Raw genomic sequence first — 16,899 nt, 5'->3', positions numbered from 1 at the left:
TCCTTCAAGCTATAACTGAAATAAGATACTTTCTCCTGCTAAATACGGGCGGATATGACGACTTTATAGAAGGAGCATACGCTCTTTCATCCAGTCATAAGCCTGCTCGTGATGGATCTGGAAAGCATAATACCCTAACACCGCCGTCAGCATAAACCCTTCAAGCAGCCGCCCGTCTTTCTCAGGAAAGTCTCCACCATAATAGCCCTCTAAATAATGTCCTCTGAAATCTCCCGGGACACACAGTGCTCCCATGCCGATATCGAGGAGCTCATATCCTGAACCAAAAAAGCCATAATCAATAATGCTTAACGTTCCATCCTCTCGCAGCAGAATGTTGCTCGTGCCTATATCTCCGTGTACCCGCTCCGGGGAGTCTTCTCCCGGAAACCTTGTTTCGATGGCACTGTTAATGAAATGCACAGCCTCATCTACAGTCTCTAAATCTTCGTGTGTGAATAGTCCCTTAGATTCTCCCAGGCGGATCTTTCGAGCTACCTCCAAATGGTTTGATCTGCCCTGGTTGGGCCGCTCAGAGCGCGGAAAGCCGGCATACTGGCGGTAAATCTGATGAAGACCTGCCACTTGGCGGCCCAGCAGGCTGGCCAGAGCTGGATCCTTTAGGTCTTTACCGCGTACAGCCCTTCCCTCCAGCCATGTCAGAAGCGAGCAGGGAATCTCTCTATTATCGATAGAGATATAAGAGATCCATTCTCCTTCGCGGGTGCGTATCGGCTTCTGAACAGATTGGCCAGCCTGCCCTGAAAGATGGTTCAGCATCCGGAGTTCATGCAGCAGACCTTCAGGTTCATGTTGAAGTCCCTTCATGCTTGCCTCCACCGGCTGATGGATGCGGAAGAGATATCGCTGTCCTCCCTGCTCAATTCGGTATGTTCGGTTTTCGCTATGCCTGATAAAAGTAATCACAGGATCGCTGATTCCATACTGCAGCAGCACTTCTTGAATTTCTTGTTTCAATATCATGTTCTCCTTCCTCTTCTGGATGTGCTATGATCAGGAAATAATACCATATGAAAACCCTTTAAATACTCAAACAATGCTCTGTATCTAAGAAAGGAGATTCTTCTCATGGCTCTAATGCAGTGTCACTTTTACTCTGAAGTCCTGGGTCTCAGCACCACGATGACCGCCATTATACCGCAAAATACCACCACCCAGATCGGTATGGACAACCGTGCCGGCTCGCACCGCCATCCCACCCTTTACCTCCTTCACGGGTTATCGGATGACGATTCTATCTGGCTCCGCCGGACCTCCATCGAGCGTTATGTTGCTTCGATGGGCATCGCTGTCATCATGCCCCAGGTTCATCGCAGCTTCTATACGGATATGGAATACGGCGGTAAGTATTGGACATATATCAGCGAGGAGCTACCTGCACTGGCCCGTTCGTTCTTCCCGCTGTCAGACCGCCGCGAAGATAATTTTGTCGCCGGCCTGTCGATGGGCGGCTATGGCGCCTTCAAGCTCGGCCTTCGCAGACCGGATCTGTTCGCGGCCGCCGCCAGCCTGTCCGGAGCGCTGGACATCACCGGTCGCTTTGTGAGAGAGGACATTGAACGTGATAACCAGCTGATCTTCGGAGACCGTCCGATTAGCGGCAGCGATGATGACCTGCTGGCTCTGCTGAGCAAGCTGGATGCCGCTGAAGGCCCGAAGCCGAAGCTGTACCAGTGCTGCGGTACAGAAGATTTCTTGTATGAAGGAAATCAGAAGTTCCTTGCAGCCAGCCGTCAAACCTCGCTGGATCTGACGTATGAAGAGGGTCCCGGCGACCACAGCTGGGGGTATTGGGACGAGCGCATTCAGGATGTGCTGAACTGGCTGCCATTGCAGAAGTAGAGACGGTATGAGGCACCGCGGACAGGCGATTGTGGCGTTTAGTATGCGGATCATCGCAGTGCTTGGCACGCGAAACGGCTGGGCTGTGCGGCGTTGAGCGCACGACATGGCGGGTCGGGGTGTGCGAAATGGTAGGGCCTGACAGCGCTTCGGTGTACATAACGGCAGGATCCGCCGCGCCCCAGCAAGCAAAACGGCCTCCGATGAAGCATTGCGCTTCAATCGGAGGCCGTTTTTGTTTTGATGCGGTTAATCCTTGTTTACTCTTTTTCCGAACCAACATGACCTTGAATCCACTGTGCCGAGACAGACAGGGTTTCTTCTGCACGCCCAATGGCTGCCTGAACCTGTACGGAGGCGGTTCCACCATAGACGTTCCGTGCATCCACCACGGTCTCCGGTTTCAGCACCTCATAGATGCTGTCATCGAACAGCGGCGAGAACTGCTGGAACTCCTCCAGCTTCAGGTCGAGCAGGAACTTGCCATTTTGGATACAGTACAGGACCGTTTTACCGATGACTTCATGTGCCTGCCGGAAAGGCAAGCCTTTACCAACGAGGAAATCAGCAATGTCAGTCGCATTAGAGAAGTCGGTGTTGACCGCTTCCCGCATGCGCCCCTTGTTGACCTTCATGGTCGCGATCATCGGTGCGAACAGCTGCAGTGCGCCTTCCAACGTAGCGACAGTATCAAACATGCCTTCCTTGTCTTCCTGCATGTCCTTGTTGTAGGCCAGCGGCAGCGACTTCAGCACGGTCAGCAGTCCCATCAGATTACCGTAGACGCGTCCGGTTTTACCGCGAACCAGTTCTGGTACGTCCGGGTTTTTCTTTTGCGGCATAATGCTGCTGCCTGTACAGAAGGCATCATCGAGCTCCACGAAGTTAAACTCGGTGCTGCTCCACAGCACCAGCTCTTCGCTGAGACGGGAAAGGTGCATCATGATGATGGAGGCATCTGAGAGGAACTCCAGAATGAAATCACGGTCGCTGACTGCGTCGAGACTGTTCTCGTATACGCCGTCAAAACCCAGCTGTTCAGCTACAAAATGACGGTCGATCGGGAATGTCGTACCAGCTAATGCTCCAGCTCCCAGCGGCAGTACGTTGATGCGCTTGTAGCTGTCGATCAGGCGGTCGATGTCCCGCTGGAACATGGACACATAAGCCATCAGATGATGAGCAAACAGAATTGGCTGTGCCCGCTGCAGATGTGTGTACCCTGGAATAATGGTGTCCAGATTGTCCTTCGCCTGCCCGATCAGGGATGTCTGCAGCTCATGCAGCATGCCCGTCAAAGCGATGACCCGGTTGCGCAAATAAAGATGCATATCGGTCGCTACCTGGTCATTCCGGCTTCGTCCGGTATGCAGCTTGCCTCCAACCGCGCCGATTTCCTGAATGAGGTTTTTTTCAATATTCATATGGATGTCTTCATCGGAAACGGAGTACTCTACTTCACCTGCGCGGATTTTCTCCAGCACCCGGTTCAGCCCATCCTTGATGGTCTCTACATCTTCCTGCGGGACAATCCCGCATTTGTCCAGCATGGTGACATGCGCCAGGCTTCCCTGAATATCTTCTTCTGCCAGCTGCTGGTCAAACCCGATGGACGCCGTATACTGCTCCACCAGAGCATTCGTTTGCTTCGTAAAGCGTCCTCCCCATAACTTGCTCACAATGATGCCCCTTTCTGGTTTAAGGCAGAGGGCCGCCTCCCGCCGCAGTATTCTCCTCGCTCCTTTGCAGAGATTAGAGCCTGACTGCCTGGCTTGAAACGGCCTTCGCCTGGTTTGTTATATTTGGTCTTTTATTGTTAATGGACCTTTTATCGTGATTAACGTTTTGAGGCCAATTGTCCTTCTGCTTCGCTGTTTGCGTTCTGATTCACTCCAGTAGCTACTTTTAGACGCAGTGCATTCAGACGGATAAATCCGGTCGCATCGCCTTGATCATAGGCTTGTGTTGGATCAGCTTCCATCGTCGCAATATCCGGGTTATACAGGCTGACCGGACTCTTCACGCCAGCACCGATGATGTTGCCTTTGTACAGCTTGACGCGGACCGTACCGGTTACGTTTTTCTGGCTTTCGGTTACGAGTGCCTGAAGCGCTTCGCGCTCTGGTGCAAACCAGAAGCCGTTATACACGAGTGTGCTGTAGCGCGTAATCAAGCTGTCGCGCAGATTCATCACTTCGCGGTCCATCGTGATGGACTCTATTTTGCGGTGAGCGGTGAACAAAATGCTGCCGCCCGGCGTCTCATACACACCGCGGCTCTTCATGCCGACAAAACGGTTCTCGACCATGTCCACACGGCCGATGCCGTGCTTGCCGCCGAGTTCGTTCAGCTTCTCCATCACCTGAAGCGGGCTGAGGGTTTCGCCGTTCAACGCCACACAGTTTCCTTGTTCAAATTCCAGTTCCAGATATTCGGCCTCGTCTGGAGCATCCTCCGGAGAAACGCTCAGCAGGTACATATCCTTGCTCTCATCGGCACTGGCATCGAACCAAGGATCTTCGAGCACACCGCTCTCATAGCTGATATGCAGCAGGTTGCGGTCCATGGAGTAGGATTTTGCAGCAGAAGCCGTTACTGGAATGCCATGTTCTTCTGCATAAGCAATCATTTCGGCACGTCCCGGGAACTGGTTGCGGAACTCTTCAATCCGCCAAGGCGCGATCACTTGAATATCCGGTGCCAGTCCGGCAACGCCGAGTTCAAAACGAACCTGGTCGTTTCCTTTGCCTGTCGCGCCGTGAGCGATGGCCGTTGCGCCTTCTGCACGGGCGATATCCACCATGCGCTTTGCGATCAGCGGACGCGCAATACTGGTGCCCAGCAGGTACTGTCCTTCATATAATGCGCCGGACTGGAACATCGGATAGATAAAGTCTTGAGCAAATTCATCGCGCAGATCATCGATATACACTTTGGAGGCTCCGGTAGCGAGCGCTTTTTCCTCCAGGCCGTCGAGCTCTTCCTTTTGTCCGATATCTGCGGTGAACGCGATAATTTCTGCATCATAGGTTTCCTTCAGCCATTTCAGGATGACGGAAGTATCCAGACCGCCTGAGTAGGCGAGTACAATTTTTTCTTTAGCCATATGGTCTCTAGCTTCCTCTCTTGTCGGGTGGTTTGGTTTGTGTTGTGTTGGACACACCCGTTTATATACTCGATGTATGTTATAAATGCGATAATTATAGATGCCCTCGCACGCTAACGGACACTGAGTCCGTTAGCGTGCGTTTTGGGCTGCTTCTGCAGGTTTAACGGACACTCAGTCCGTTAGAGCAGCAATTTACTGCTGCAGGCGGGCCTTTTGGCCTTCTAACGGACTGGATGTCCGTTAGAGCACGTCCGAGAGCAACAAGGCGTGCACCTTTCGGGACGCCATCGCACGTCCGCGCACGTCATGGCGTGCACCTTTCAGGGCGCCAGCGCCAGGCGCCTCATGCCAACCGACTCCAGCTAACGCTGGCTGCTAGTCTGCCATCAGCGCAACCATCAGCGCATTCTGTGCGTGCAGGCGGTTCTCCGCCTGGTCAAAGATGACGGAGTTCGCGCCGTCAATAACACCCTCGCTCACTTCTTCGCCGCGGTGGGCCGGCAGACAGTGCAGGAACAGATAGTCCTTCTTCGCGGCCTGCACCAGCTCCTCGTTTACCTGGAAGTCTGCAAAAGCCTGCTCGCGCTGCTTCTGTTCTTCCTCAAAGCCCATGCTCGCCCACACATCTGTGTAGATAACGTCCGCGTCACGCGCTGCTTCTACAGGATCCTGCGTCACCGTAATCTCTGCACCGGTCTCCCGCGCGATCTCGCGGCTCAGCTGTACGATCCGCTCATCCGGCTCATAGCCCTCTGGACTCGCTACAGCTACATGCATGCCCATCTTGGCACCGCCAATGAGCAGCGAGTTCGCCATGTTGTTGCCGTCTCCGATAAAGGCCATCTTCAGGCCTTTCAGCTTGCCTTTATGCTCCAGAACGGTCTGGAGGTCCGCCAGCACCTGACACGGATGCGCCATGTCGCTCAGGCCATTGATCACCGGAATGGACGCATAACGCGCCAGATTGATGACATTGTCATGGCCGAACGTACGAATCATGATGCCGTCCAGATAACGGGACATGACCTGTGCCGTATCACTGATCGGCTCGCCGCGTCCGAGCTGGATGTCATTTTTGCTCAGGAAGAGCGCATGCCCCCCCAATTGAAACATCCCGGCTTCAAAAGAAACCCGCGTCCGTGTCGATGATTTTTCAAAAATCAATCCGATCGTCTTCCCTTTCAGCGGCTGATACAATTCACCGTTCTTCTTCTTGCGCTTGATCTCGATCGCCGAGTCCAGCAGGTACTGAATTTCTTCCGGTGTGTAGTCATCCAGCTCAATCATATCGCGTCCCTTGAACGTCATGGCCTGGATCTGTCCGTTAGCGCTCATAATAGCTGCATCCTCCTTCTCCCTCTATGCTTCATATATCCATTAACCCATTTACCCATTGTAGCACGGCAAGTCCATACGCAGGACCCCTTTTACAGAGGTTTTACTGCGGTATGCTCCTGAATCAGTTCAGCAATCAGGCTGACAGCCTGATCCATCTCTTCCTTCGTAACCAGTAGGTTTGGCAGCAGACGAATCACGTTCGGTCCCGCTGTGACGAACAACAGACCCCTGCGCTGTCCTTCCAGCACAATATCGCCGACAGCTTCTGCACATTCAATGCCGATCAGCAGTCCTTTGCCGCGGATGCCTTTGACAAAAGGATTTCCGCCCAGCTCTTCGTTCAGGCGCTTCACCAGATACTCCCCGCTCTCGGCGGCGCGCTCCGGCGCTTGCTCTTCCAGAATGGTCTCGATCGTCGCGTTCACGACGGCCATGGACAGCGGCGTTCCCCCAAACGTGGAACCGTGGCTTCCTGCAGAGAATGCTTCGCGCAAATACCCTTTGCCCAGCATTGCACCTACCGGAAAGCCGGAACCGAGACCTTTGGCAGATGTGAAGATATCCGGCTCAATGCCGTAATGCTCATACGCGAACAGCTTGCCCGTACGTCCCATGCCGGTCTGCACCTCATCCACGATGAGCAGCAGTCCATGCTGGCGGCAGAGCTCGCTGACTGCTTCCACAAATTCCGGCTCTACCGGATACACGCCGCCTTCAGCCTGGACCATCTCGATCATGATCGCTGCTGTAGTCGAAGTGATGGCGTTTTTCAGTGCTTCGAGGTCATGCAGCGGCACGGTTTTGAAGCCTGCCGGCAGTGGAAGGAAGCCCTCCTTCACCTTGTCCTGACCTGTCGCTGTCAATGTCGCCAGCGTTCTGCCATGAAAAGACTGTGTGAATGTAATAATCTCAAAACGTCCGCTGCCCAGCACCTTCTGGTGATAACGGCGGGCCAGCTTGATCGCTGCTTCATTCGCTTCGGCTCCGCTGTTGCAGAAAAAAACCGCATCTGCACATGTATGCTCGGTCAGCAGCGCTGCTGCTTTTTCCTGTCCCGGAATGTGAAACAGGTTGGAGACATGCCAGAGCTCATCCAGCTGGGCCTTCAGCTTCTCCTTCACCTTCACTGGCGCATGTCCGAGGTTGGTTACCGCGAGACCACACATGAAATCCAGGTATTTATTGCCTTTGTCATCCCACAGCCAGCTGCCTTCCCCTTTAACCAGACTGATCGGATACCGTGCATATGTCGGAAAAAGAGAACTCTCCTCACCTTGCTGTGCGCCCTGCGCTGCGCTGTTCTGCTGTTCCTGTCCAGTGCCCATTCCTGCCACACTCCTGTTCTTCTTAAATTAGTTCTTTACAATACGTGTGCCGATTTCTTCACCCGAAAGCACGCGGCTCAGGATGCCCGGCTCACTGCCGTCTACGATGACGACCTCACGGACCTTCCCCTGAATGCAGCCCACCGCTGCCTTTACTTTAGGAATCATACCGCCGTAAATATCGCCCGAAGATATCATGTCATCAATCTCCTGCACGGTGACGGAAGGCAGTACCTTCTTCCCGCTGCCGCTGTCCTTCATGATGCCCGGCACGTCGGTCACGACAATCATCCGGTCTACACCCAGATGCGATGCTGCCGCTCCTGCAGCCGTATCGGCATTAATGTTATATCGCTGTCCGGATGCATCGACGCCAATTGGTGCGATGACCGGCATATAACCCATATCCAGCACTCCGGCAATGATCGAAGATTTCACCTCTGTCACATCACCGACAAAACCGACCTCGGCGCTGTTGCTCACAGGTTGTGCCTGGATCAAACCGCCGTCTGAACCCGAGAGTCCCAAGGCCCGGCCGCCTGCAGCTTGAATGCGCCTGACAATCAGCTTGTTAATGCTGCCGGCGAGCACCATCTCCACGACATCCAGCACCTCTTCTGTCGTTTTGCGAAGGCCGTTCACAAACTCTGTCTGTATACCGAGCTTCTCAAGATTCTCCGAAATAGCGGGTCCGCCGCCATGTACGATAACAGGATGAGTCCCCTGCTCCTGCAGCAGCTTCAGATCCTCGAAGAACTGATCCGGCAGCGCAGCCAGCGTACTTCCGCCGCATTTCATCACAAAGCTGGTGGCCTTGCTCTCCTGGCGCTGACCGAGCTGCACCTCCATTTCACTTCTCATGTGGGTTCCTCCTTTATACAAACGCTATAGCTCTATATAGATTGTAGTTAATAGTTACCTTTCGCAGTAGCTGCGATGGCAAGTGTTCTTACGACCGCTGTTGTCTCCAAAATGCTTGAATTCATTATTCACAAGTGGCATTTCGGAGACAAAGCTTATGCTTCCGATGCTAGCTTTCCTTCGGAAAGCTTTTAGGCGGACGCGGGCGCTGCCGCTTCTTCAGAATCACTCGTCACCTCCGCTTTTGAAAGGTAGTATCTTAACTTCATTCTATCTATCATCTAGGTTTCTATTAAACGATTATATTAAACTATTAAGTCCGGTAGGCGGCGTTGATCCGCACATAGTCGTACGTAAGGTCGCAGCCCCAGGCTACGGCAGAGCCGCTGGCGATATGCAGATCCACATCAATGTGAATCGTATCGCCCTGCAGATATGCAAGAGCTGCCTCCTCGTCAAAAGGAAGCGGTCTGGACTGCTCCAGCACGGCAATCGGTCCGATCGCGATATCCACTGTTTCCGGATTCACGGGACGTCCTGCACGGCCGACGGCGGCGATAATCCGCCCCCAGTTGGCATCTGCACCGAACATCGCGGATTTCACGAGGCTGGAGCCGATAATCGTCTTCGCAATCGCCTGCGCGTCGCTATCGCATTCTGCACCGGTTACGGTTACCTCGATCAGGCGTTTGGCTCCCTCTCCGTCACGGGCAATGGCTTTCGCCAGCACACGGCATACATAGCTGAACCCTTCGGCAAAAGCGTCCCAATCCTTGTGCTCCGGAGTCAGTACCTGATGATCTGCTAGTCCGCTCGCCATAGCAAGCAGCATATCATTTGTACTGGTGTCACCATCGACGGTAATCATATTGAACGTCAGATCCGTCGCGCTTCGCAGCAGCTGCTGCAGCGCATCATGGGAAATGACCGCATCGGTCGTCATAAAGCCCAGCATGGTCGCCATATTGGGATGAATCATACCGGAACCTTTTGCAGCTCCAGCAATCGTAACCGGATTGCCATCTACCGTGACGGTGACGCAGGCTTCTTTTTTCACAAGATCTGTGGTCAGAATCGCCTGGTTAAACGCCTCCGCACTCTCCGGCTTCCCGCCGATCTGTCCCGGCAGATTTGCAATTCCGGAGTCTACGCGGTCCATCTTCAACAGCTCGCCAATGACGCCTGTGGAGGCCACCGCGATGTCCTCAGCCGACAAACCGAACTGTGCTGCCGTCAGGGAACGCATGGTGTATGCGTCCTCTTCCCCCTGCTTGCCTGTGCAGGCATTCGCATTGCCGCTGTTGACGACAACTGCCCGAAGCGTGCCATTCTGCAGGCTATCCCGGGTTACCTTCAGCGGGGCTGCCTGGATCGCGTTGGTCGTATATACCGCTGCTGCAACCGCCGGTACGTCACACAGGACGAGACCGAGATCATTGCGGTCGGTTTTTTTCAGTCCGCAGTGCAGACCTCCTGCCTGAAAACCTTTTGGAGATACAATGTTTCCATGTTCCACTATGGTGTACTTATTCTGTCCCATATGCGCGCGCCTCTCTTTACGGATACACAGGTGTAAACGCAAGTCCGAGGCTTTCCTCCCATCCCATCATCAAGTTCAGGTTCTGGATGGCCTGGCCTGCCGCACCCTTCACCACATTGTCAATTACCGACACGATTGTCACTCTTCCTGTCCGGGAATCCACGGCAAAACCGATATCGCAGAAGTTAGAACCGCTCACTTCCTTGGTTGCCGGCCAGATGCCCTTGTCTCTCACACGCACAAATTTGCGGCCTTCATAATACTCCCGATACAGCTTCACAAAATCTTCCTCAGTGTATGCGTCCAGAACCGGGGCGTACATTGTACTCATAATTCCGCGCGTCATCGGCACCAGGTGGGTTGTCAAGGTCACCGTGACCTCCTTGCCCGAGACGTCAGTCAGCACCTGCTCGATCTCCGGAACATGCTGATGTTTGTTGACTTTGTAAGCTTTAAAATTTTCATTAATCTCCGCATAATGCGTCATCAGACTGGTACCCCGCCCCGCGCCCGATACGCCGGATTTGGCATCAATGATGATGCCGGACGGATCTATCCATCCTGCTTTCAGGGCCGGAATCAGACCCAGCAGCGTGGCGGTCGGATAGCAGCCCGGGTTGGATATGAAATCCACATCCTTCACCTGTTCGCCGTAGATTTCGCATAACCCGTACACAGCCGAAGCAAGCACATCCGGATCAGGCGCATCATGCTTATACCATTCTTCATACACCTGACCGTCCTTGATCCGAAAATCGCCGGAGAGGTCAATTACCTTCAAGCCTGCCTCTAACAGCTGCGGCACCAGCTTGCTGCTTACACCCGATGGCGTAGCAGTAAACACCAGATCTGCGGCTTTTGCCATTTCGGAAGGATCCACGCCGTCGAGATTCCGATGGATCACATTCGTTAAATGCGGAAAGCCATCCGAGATCGGCACCCCGGAGCTGGACGAAGAGATTACCGACGTAATCTCCACATGCGGATGATGCTGAAGCAGCCGGATCAGCTCTACACCTCCGTATCCGGTTGAACCGACAATAGCGACTTTTACTGTATTTGGTTGCTGCCCTGTCATATACATACCCTCTTTCCCGTTTCGTACGCTTTTGTAATCACGATGTTGGTGCGTTCACGTTCATCACGTCTCATAAATATGTATTATTATACGACCGTATTCATATTAATACAACCGGTAAGTTGTGACCAGTTTTCGCTCCGCCCCTTCCAATTATCCCCTTGACGACGCTCTCACGCAATCATTAATTCTAGAATCCACGCATCAAAAAAAAGGCAAAGCACGGTGACCATCACCACGACTTTGCCTTTCTATTATGAATAATTCGTAATCTCCTTCGCTTTGGCTGCCGCCTCGTTCATATCCTGTGCGATAATCTCACTGTCATCCCTCAGCGTTTCAATGGAAGCACTCATCTCTTCCAGGCTGGCCGAAGCCTGCTCAATAATGGAAGCTAACTCACCGGTGGCACCCTCAATCTCGCTGGACTGTCCCATGACCTGCTCAGACAGTGACGCGAAGTGCAGCAGATTGTCATCCAGGCGGGTAAGCGTCATCGCTACCTTTTCAACATAACTGGATACTTCCTCGGTAGTGAAGACACTCTCTCCAATCTTTTGCTGGCAGTCCATCATGCTCTGATACGTCCAGTCGCTGCCCTGGTTGAGCGCCGACAGATTGGCTGTAATCTGCTCCGTGGTCTGTGCGGTCAATGTCGCCAGCTTGCGGATCTCTCCGGCCACGACACCAAAACCGTTCCCGGCATCCCCTGCTCTTGCCGCCTCAATGGACGCATTCAGGGCCAGCAGATTGGTCTGCTCGGTAATGCCTTTGATCACTTCGGTCATGTCGGTCGTTTCCTTCAATACGGTCGCGAGCCCTGTATAAGATTGACTTAATTGAGCCATCACTTCTTTCATGGCATGCATGTCGGTCAGCAGGCGGCTCATTTTGTCCCGGCCTTCGCCAGCTTCCACCCGGACTTCTTCGGATTCCACCTTCAGTTCATTCGATGCATCCCGCAAGGACTCCATGCCCTCCTTGGACTGTGAGGCATTGCTCGCAATGCTTGTGATCTGCTCCGACTGGGTTTGTCCGCCCTTGGCCAATTCGTCGACGGCTGCGGCCATCTCACGCTGGGACGTGATATGCTCCTGCACCCGGTCGTTCATGCTTTGGATTCGGTCTGTGATGAAGGAAACCCGTTCTTCCAGCAGCTTTTTTTCGCCGGATTTCGCCTCAGCATCCTGTGCTGCCTGGAGCTGAAGCTCCCGGACCTGCTGAAACTGCCGATCTGTCATTCGGATCAAGACATAGAACAATACCCCCATTAACAGGTACAGCAGAATAGCAAAACCGAACGCGTTTCTCAGCGTTTCATCGGTTGAGGAGGAGTTGTTCATAATGAGCACTAAAACCCCGTACACATAACCTACAAGAAACCACTTCAGATTCAGCTGCAGTGATGAGAACACCAACAGGAAAAATACAATCAGCAGGGCCTCTACAGACCCGCCAATCAACTCATTGCCAAGGATGGCGAAGGAATATACGCCGAGAATGGCTGCGAGCGGAAACCACATCGGTTTTTTAAGCCACACGTTAAGAATGATATATGAGCATGCCAATAGGGCAAATGATCCCCCGAATACGGACATCCCCTCTTTACTCCCTTCAATCATGGAGTATATAAATACGACGGCCAGTGTAATTCCCATGGTGATGAACATCAGGGTGTTTTTTCTGGAGGTGTCCTTTAACCTCATAAAGTCAAATGAATCCATGGCGGCTACCCTCTTTCTGAAATAATCTTACCCCCTATTTATCGTCAATTGAGCAAGAAATGAACAGAGATTTTTCAAAAAAAGAACACACAACAGGCGCAAAAAAAAGCAAAGCATGGTGGACTTCCCACGGCTTTGCCTTACTGTTATCGATCAAATAAACCTAATACATCATAATTGAAATATTCGACATTTCTCTTTTGCGAAGGATCTTTGAACAAGAGTTCTTTTTCAGCCAGAGCATTCAGTGTTCTTCTAGCTGTAGAAGGTGCAATCCGGGCATGTTCTGCCGCCTGCACTGCAGTGATGTTTGGATATCTAAATGTCATGAGATACACGATCTCTTCTGTATAACCATCACATTTTTCTTTCCCTGCTTTTGCGATTTGATCTGCTTGATCCAATAACACATTCAGTTTCTCAGCCATCCGCCCTGCGGCATCTAGGAAAAAGTTCAACCAGTTATGCCATTTCGGGTTACTCCCACGCGTTTCATTCAACAAATGATAGTATTTGGCTCGCTGCTTCTCCAATTCTTCACTCACAAAAAAAATCGGGCTGGACAATTGCTCAGACTGCATCATATACAGAGCAATCATGATTCTGCCTAGACGTCCATTCCCATCTAAAAATGGGTGTATCGATTCAAATTGTGCATGTAGAATTGCCACCTTTAGCAGCGGATGTGTGTTTTCATCTAAAATAAACTCTCCCTTAGGCAAGTGACCTACATCCAATTTCCCGCCATAAGGGTGTTTATTCAAATATGTCTCCCAATTCATCAGATAATCTTCAATTTCGCCTGCGTCTACCGGTATATATACTGCATCTTCAAAACGCTTTGTAGGTCCAATCCAATTCGGTACCTTTCTAAACTCACCGCGGTTACTGTTAGCTCCCCGTGCGCCTTCCATCAATACATGGTGCAGCTCCATGATCAGGCGAGTCGTTAACGGATAGCCATTATTAATTCTTTCCTGTCCTATAGCTAACGCATTTCGATAGTTTAAAACTTCGATATGTTCCTGCTTTTGTTCTGTTTTGTGTATGTCATTAACCATATCTGTAAAAGTAACCTGCGTACCCTCGATTCTTGTGGATTGCACAGATTCTTTTAATGCTAATGTATTTATCAAATCACTTCTGACAACAGAGTGTCTGAATTTCTCGTCCAGTCGGCTAATGGCCGATGAAATAACAGCCAGCTTCATGAATAATTCAGCTGCCTGCTCCATCTTAATACTAACCGGCAATTTTTTAACACCTTTTATGGGAGCCAAGTCCTCTCACCCCGTTACGATCATTTTTTTTATTTTTGAACTTAGTATATTCATTATACATCTTTTAGCACCAATATAATCAAATTTTTCACTTAATCATTTAGCATAATTCTAATTTCGACGTAAAGACAGCAGGATTCTCTCGAATCATAGCGGATCCGGTGGCTTCATTCTAAAGATGGCGATAGATGGTGCTTCACGGTCGAGCGGAAGTCCACATTGATAGCGAAACCGAAGATCGGTGTCCAGTCGATGATTTAGGCCAGTAAAGGTCTGAATACGTTCAAGAGAAGCAGCCAAAAGTGCACGCAGAATGCTCTCTCTGCAATGGCCGCCAACCCCTCGAGGTGAACGACTTCTCAGTTCTTTCGCGTACGTACGAAGATCCAAGGCACTAGAAAAGATAGGCAATTGGTCTTCTTTTTTATATTTAAATTTACATAATTGGAAATTTAGTATGTATTTTCGGCGACTAGTGAAGCCTATTAACATAAACACTTCTTTGAAAGCCTGCAAAATTATACATTAAATTAAACTTATGATAATTTGATAGGAGAGATTGGCTTGAAGTTTAAAAAATTGTTATTGACGCTTCTCACACTAGCATTGCTTATTGTGTTAGCACTTCCTTCCTCCTTAGTAACCGCCCAAGAGTCACATTTATATCCAGAAAGTACTCTAACAACTACAGAAGATGATGTTAGTTACGAACCTATTGCCGAAGAAGAAATTCTCGCTCCAGAAGGACAAAATGCAGCAGAGGTCAGTATCAGTCACGAACAAATTGCTCATTCACTAGGCATAAAGGCTGGGAACTATGACGAATTACAGTCAGATCCTAATGCCGAAAGGAAAACGTATTATTATATCGAATATACGACAGTTGATTCATCTGATAAGAGCACAAATTCCACAGCCTTAAGTGAGTCCACAGTAACAGTTGTTCCACCCGAACAGTTTTCCCAATTCATTGAAAACAAAGAAAGAGATTATGAATTATCAAAAAACAATACAACAGTCATCAATCCTCTTAGTAAGGGGGATTCTGGTGGAATAGCAGTATCAGTCACACTCCGATCAAATGCAAAGCCGACTATCGAGTCTACTGCTGAAGTTGTTGCTATTGTGGGTGACAAGCCTAAAATGATTCAATTTTTTACTACTTTTTATAAAGGAGACACCAGAAAGCATAGCGGAAGTTCTGTGAGCACTGCTTTTAAAAAAGAGTATCAGAAATCAAATGTTAGAGTAGGAGCTAGTGCTACGCACTTTCACACAGTTTCTAAAACTGGTTTCTATTATTCTACGGTAAAACTCAAAGTTTTCGATGGGTTCATTGTTGTATCACCTGTTGGCGAGAAGGACTTCTTGAGCAATATAATTCTACTCAATAAAAACGGCATCCCTTATCCTTTTTACTATTGATTTTAATGCAAAGCGTGTAATGCATGAACCCTCATCTGCTACACTACCTAAAGGATATAACCCAAATCTAAAATGGGGCGATAAAGAGAGAAACGATTTCAAGACTGCTTATAACAAGGCATATCCAAATAACAACATAAACTGGAGTGGAGAGTTCACAGCAGTCCATCACATAAAACCACGAAATCGATATGGCGATAACAGTTTTAGTAACTTGATGCCGTTACCTAAGTCGTTCCATAGACAAACTGTAAACCCTTGGTGGACAGCATATTAAATAACATGCAATAATTGGTAAATAATGAATCTGAAGGGTGAGTGAGTATGATTTTAGAAAAGACGATAAACTCTTTACGTGCACTATACGTGGACGGTACTCGTAAAATTCAAGGCGATGAGGGCTATTTATATAATAGCGAACTCATATTTTATGAACCATCCTCTGATATCGACATAGCTCGGCTACTGGATTCATACTCACCTTTGCCTGATGATTATTTAAGCTTCTTATCTATAACTAATGGATTTAGACCGTTTTCGAATGTTGAACTATCCGGTGAAATTGAAATATTTTCAATAAACGAGGTCTTCAATTCAAACGAGTCTCTGAGCGATCCAACCAAAGTTATAGTCGCATGTGTGTATGATGATTATTTTATAATCGATACAAATGCTGTAGCACAAGGCAATAAAGAATACATGTATCTTCTAGAAGGCATTAGCGATTTTGATGATGCGCGCTCTTTATATTGTGATTTCCAAACATGGCTCGATCGTTTTGTTATGGCTCAAGGAAATAAGTATTGGACCTGGCGAGTAGAAGATCGTAAATTTTAAAAGAAATAAAGTAATAAGCCTGTTCGTTCTGGACAGGCATTTTCATTTTTTCTGTATACTGCGTATCCACAGCCAAGTGGAGCTTGTAACCGAACCAAGTGACCTTGTTGCCAAAGGAGTCGAACTTCGCTTCCCAGTTGGCATTGCCCGTTTGCTCGCTCTTTCTTTCGGGCTTCTTTTCTTCGTAAGCACGGATCGCAGCGCTGTCGATCGCGACGTGACTGCCGTCGATGACGCCTTCTTGTCTACAGCGTTTTACCAAGTCGTCGAACAGCTGTTTAGCCAGGTTTTTCTTTGTCAGATCTGCAAAAACTCGGCTTAGTGTGGCGATAGATGGTGCTTCACGGTCGAGCGGAAGTCCACATTGATAGCGAAACCGAAGATCGGTGTCCAGTCGATGATGCAGGCCACTAAAGGTCTGAATACGTTCAAGAGGAGCAGCCAAAAGTGCACGCAGACAATCGATCTTTCGAATGAATTTTCATCAGATCTTCAAAGGAAAACAGACATTCTTGGAGA

At 50.0% G+C, this 16,899-nt stretch carries 13 protein-coding genes and 2 pseudogenes; 3 read left to right on the top strand and 12 right to left on the bottom strand.

Translation table 11 applies throughout. The annotated features are described in order from the left end of the window. Positions 1–63: 63 nt before the first annotated feature. A complete protein-coding gene (locus HII30_RS12845; protein WP_169505447.1) occupies positions 64–984 on the bottom strand; it encodes a phosphotransferase enzyme family protein in 921 nt (306 codons plus the stop codon). A gap of 105 nt (positions 985–1,089) precedes the next feature. On the opposite strand from HII30_RS12845, the gene HII30_RS12840 reads away from it, so the two are divergent. Then, positions 1,090–1,863: an alpha/beta hydrolase gene (locus HII30_RS12840; RefSeq protein WP_169505446.1), complete on the top strand. Its 774-nt coding sequence runs from the start codon at positions 1,090–1,092 to the stop codon at positions 1,861–1,863. Positions 1,864–2,123: 260 nt separating this feature from the next. Here HII30_RS12840 and argH read toward each other — a convergent pair whose 3' ends face one another. From argH to HII30_RS12790, 10 genes and pseudogenes are all read right to left on the bottom strand, one after another. Continuing rightward, positions 2,124–3,542, bottom strand: a complete 1,419-nt coding sequence (gene argH / locus HII30_RS12835; protein WP_169505445.1) for an argininosuccinate lyase — start codon at positions 3,540–3,542, stop codon at positions 2,124–2,126. 158 nt (positions 3,543–3,700) lie between these two features. Then, the gene (locus tag HII30_RS12830) at positions 3,701–4,969 is read right to left on the bottom strand and encodes an argininosuccinate synthase (protein WP_169505444.1); all 1,269 of its coding nucleotides are present in this window, start codon (positions 4,967–4,969) and stop codon (positions 3,701–3,703) included. A gap of 378 nt (positions 4,970–5,347) precedes the next feature. Next, positions 5,348–6,307, bottom strand: coding sequence for an ornithine carbamoyltransferase (gene argF, locus HII30_RS12825; RefSeq protein WP_169505443.1), 960 nt, complete (start codon positions 6,305–6,307; stop codon positions 5,348–5,350). A gap of 92 nt (positions 6,308–6,399) precedes the next feature. Then, entirely contained in the window at positions 6,400–7,635 is a 1,236-nt protein-coding gene (gene argD, locus HII30_RS12820; RefSeq protein WP_169505442.1) for an acetylornithine transaminase, read from the bottom strand. Positions 7,636–7,662: 27 nt separating this feature from the next. Beyond that, entirely contained in the window at positions 7,663–8,496 is an 834-nt protein-coding gene (argB, locus tag HII30_RS12815; RefSeq protein WP_169505441.1) for an acetylglutamate kinase, read from the bottom strand. 313 nt (positions 8,497–8,809) lie between these two features. Continuing rightward, positions 8,810–10,036 carry a bifunctional glutamate N-acetyltransferase/amino-acid acetyltransferase ArgJ gene (argJ, locus tag HII30_RS12810; protein ID WP_169505440.1) on the bottom strand — a complete coding sequence of 409 codons (1,227 nt, stop codon included), beginning with the start codon at positions 10,034–10,036 and terminating at the stop codon, positions 8,810–8,812. Positions 10,037–10,052: 16 nt separating this feature from the next. Then, positions 10,053–11,114 carry an N-acetyl-gamma-glutamyl-phosphate reductase gene (gene argC, locus HII30_RS12805; protein ID WP_169505439.1) on the bottom strand — a complete coding sequence of 354 codons (1,062 nt, stop codon included), beginning with the start codon at positions 11,112–11,114 and terminating at the stop codon, positions 10,053–10,055. Positions 11,115–11,368: 254 nt separating this feature from the next. After that, positions 11,369–12,838, bottom strand: coding sequence for a methyl-accepting chemotaxis protein (locus HII30_RS12800; protein ID WP_169505438.1), 1,470 nt, complete (start codon positions 12,836–12,838; stop codon positions 11,369–11,371). Positions 12,839–12,984: 146 nt separating this feature from the next. Continuing rightward, the gene (locus tag HII30_RS12795; RefSeq protein ID WP_246246364.1) at positions 12,985–14,049 is read right to left on the bottom strand and encodes a Fic family protein; all 1,065 of its coding nucleotides are present in this window, start codon (positions 14,047–14,049) and stop codon (positions 12,985–12,987) included. Between the two features lie 249 nt (positions 14,050–14,298). Continuing rightward, positions 14,299–14,610 (bottom strand): annotated as a pseudogene (locus HII30_RS12790) (transposase); the annotation flags it as partial. 72 nt (positions 14,611–14,682) lie between these two features. Between HII30_RS12790 and HII30_RS12785 the strand changes: the two are divergent. Then, positions 14,683–15,543: a hypothetical protein gene (locus tag HII30_RS12785; RefSeq protein WP_169505437.1), complete on the top strand. Its 861-nt coding sequence runs from the start codon at positions 14,683–14,685 to the stop codon at positions 15,541–15,543. Between the two features lie 324 nt (positions 15,544–15,867). Then, positions 15,868–16,380: an SMI1/KNR4 family protein gene (locus HII30_RS12780; protein WP_169505436.1), complete on the top strand. Its 513-nt coding sequence runs from the start codon at positions 15,868–15,870 to the stop codon at positions 16,378–16,380. Positions 16,381–16,438: 58 nt separating this feature from the next. Here the strand turns inward: HII30_RS12780 and HII30_RS12775 are convergent. Next, a pseudogene (locus HII30_RS12775) lies at positions 16,439–16,865 on the bottom strand (transposase); the annotation flags it as partial. Positions 16,866–16,899: the final 34 nt, after the last annotated feature.

Origin of the sequence: Paenibacillus lemnae, from assembly GCF_012933385.1 — a bacterium.
Taxonomy (GTDB): Bacteria; Bacillota; Bacilli; order Paenibacillales; family Paenibacillaceae; genus Paenibacillus_AQ; species Paenibacillus_AQ lemnae.
This window is presented reverse-complemented; position numbering and strand designations above follow the sequence as displayed.

Bases quoted from the DNA above. Each gene is read 5' to 3' on its own strand.
- HII30_RS12845 (WP_169505447.1), bottom strand. From the start codon at position 984: ATGATATTGAAACAAGAAATTCAAGAAGTGCTGCTGCAGTATGGAATC.
- HII30_RS12840 (WP_169505446.1), top strand. From the start codon at position 1,090: ATGGCTCTAATGCAGTGTCACTTTTACTCTGAAGTCCTGGGTCTCAGC.
- HII30_RS12830 (WP_169505444.1), bottom strand. From the start codon at position 4,969: ATGGCTAAAGAAAAAATTGTACTCGCCTACTCAGGCGGTCTGGATACT.
- argF (WP_169505443.1), bottom strand. From the start codon at position 6,307: ATGAGCGCTAACGGACAGATCCAGGCCATGACGTTCAAGGGACGCGAT.
- argD (WP_169505442.1), bottom strand. From the start codon at position 7,635: ATGGGCACTGGACAGGAACAGCAGAACAGCGCAGCGCAGGGCGCACAG.
- argB (WP_169505441.1), bottom strand. From the start codon at position 8,496: ATGAGAAGTGAAATGGAGGTGCAGCTCGGTCAGCGCCAGGAGAGCAAG.
- argJ (WP_169505440.1), bottom strand. From the start codon at position 10,036: ATGGGACAGAATAAGTACACCATAGTGGAACATGGAAACATTGTATCT.
- argC (WP_169505439.1), bottom strand. From the start codon at position 11,114: ATGACAGGGCAGCAACCAAATACAGTAAAAGTCGCTATTGTCGGTTCA.
- HII30_RS12800 (WP_169505438.1), bottom strand. From the start codon at position 12,838: ATGGATTCATTTGACTTTATGAGGTTAAAGGACACCTCCAGAAAAAAC.
- HII30_RS12795 (WP_246246364.1), bottom strand. From the start codon at position 14,049: ATGAAGCTGGCTGTTATTTCATCGGCCATTAGCCGACTGGACGAGAAA.
- HII30_RS12780 (WP_169505436.1), top strand. From the start codon at position 15,868: ATGATTTTAGAAAAGACGATAAACTCTTTACGTGCACTATACGTGGAC.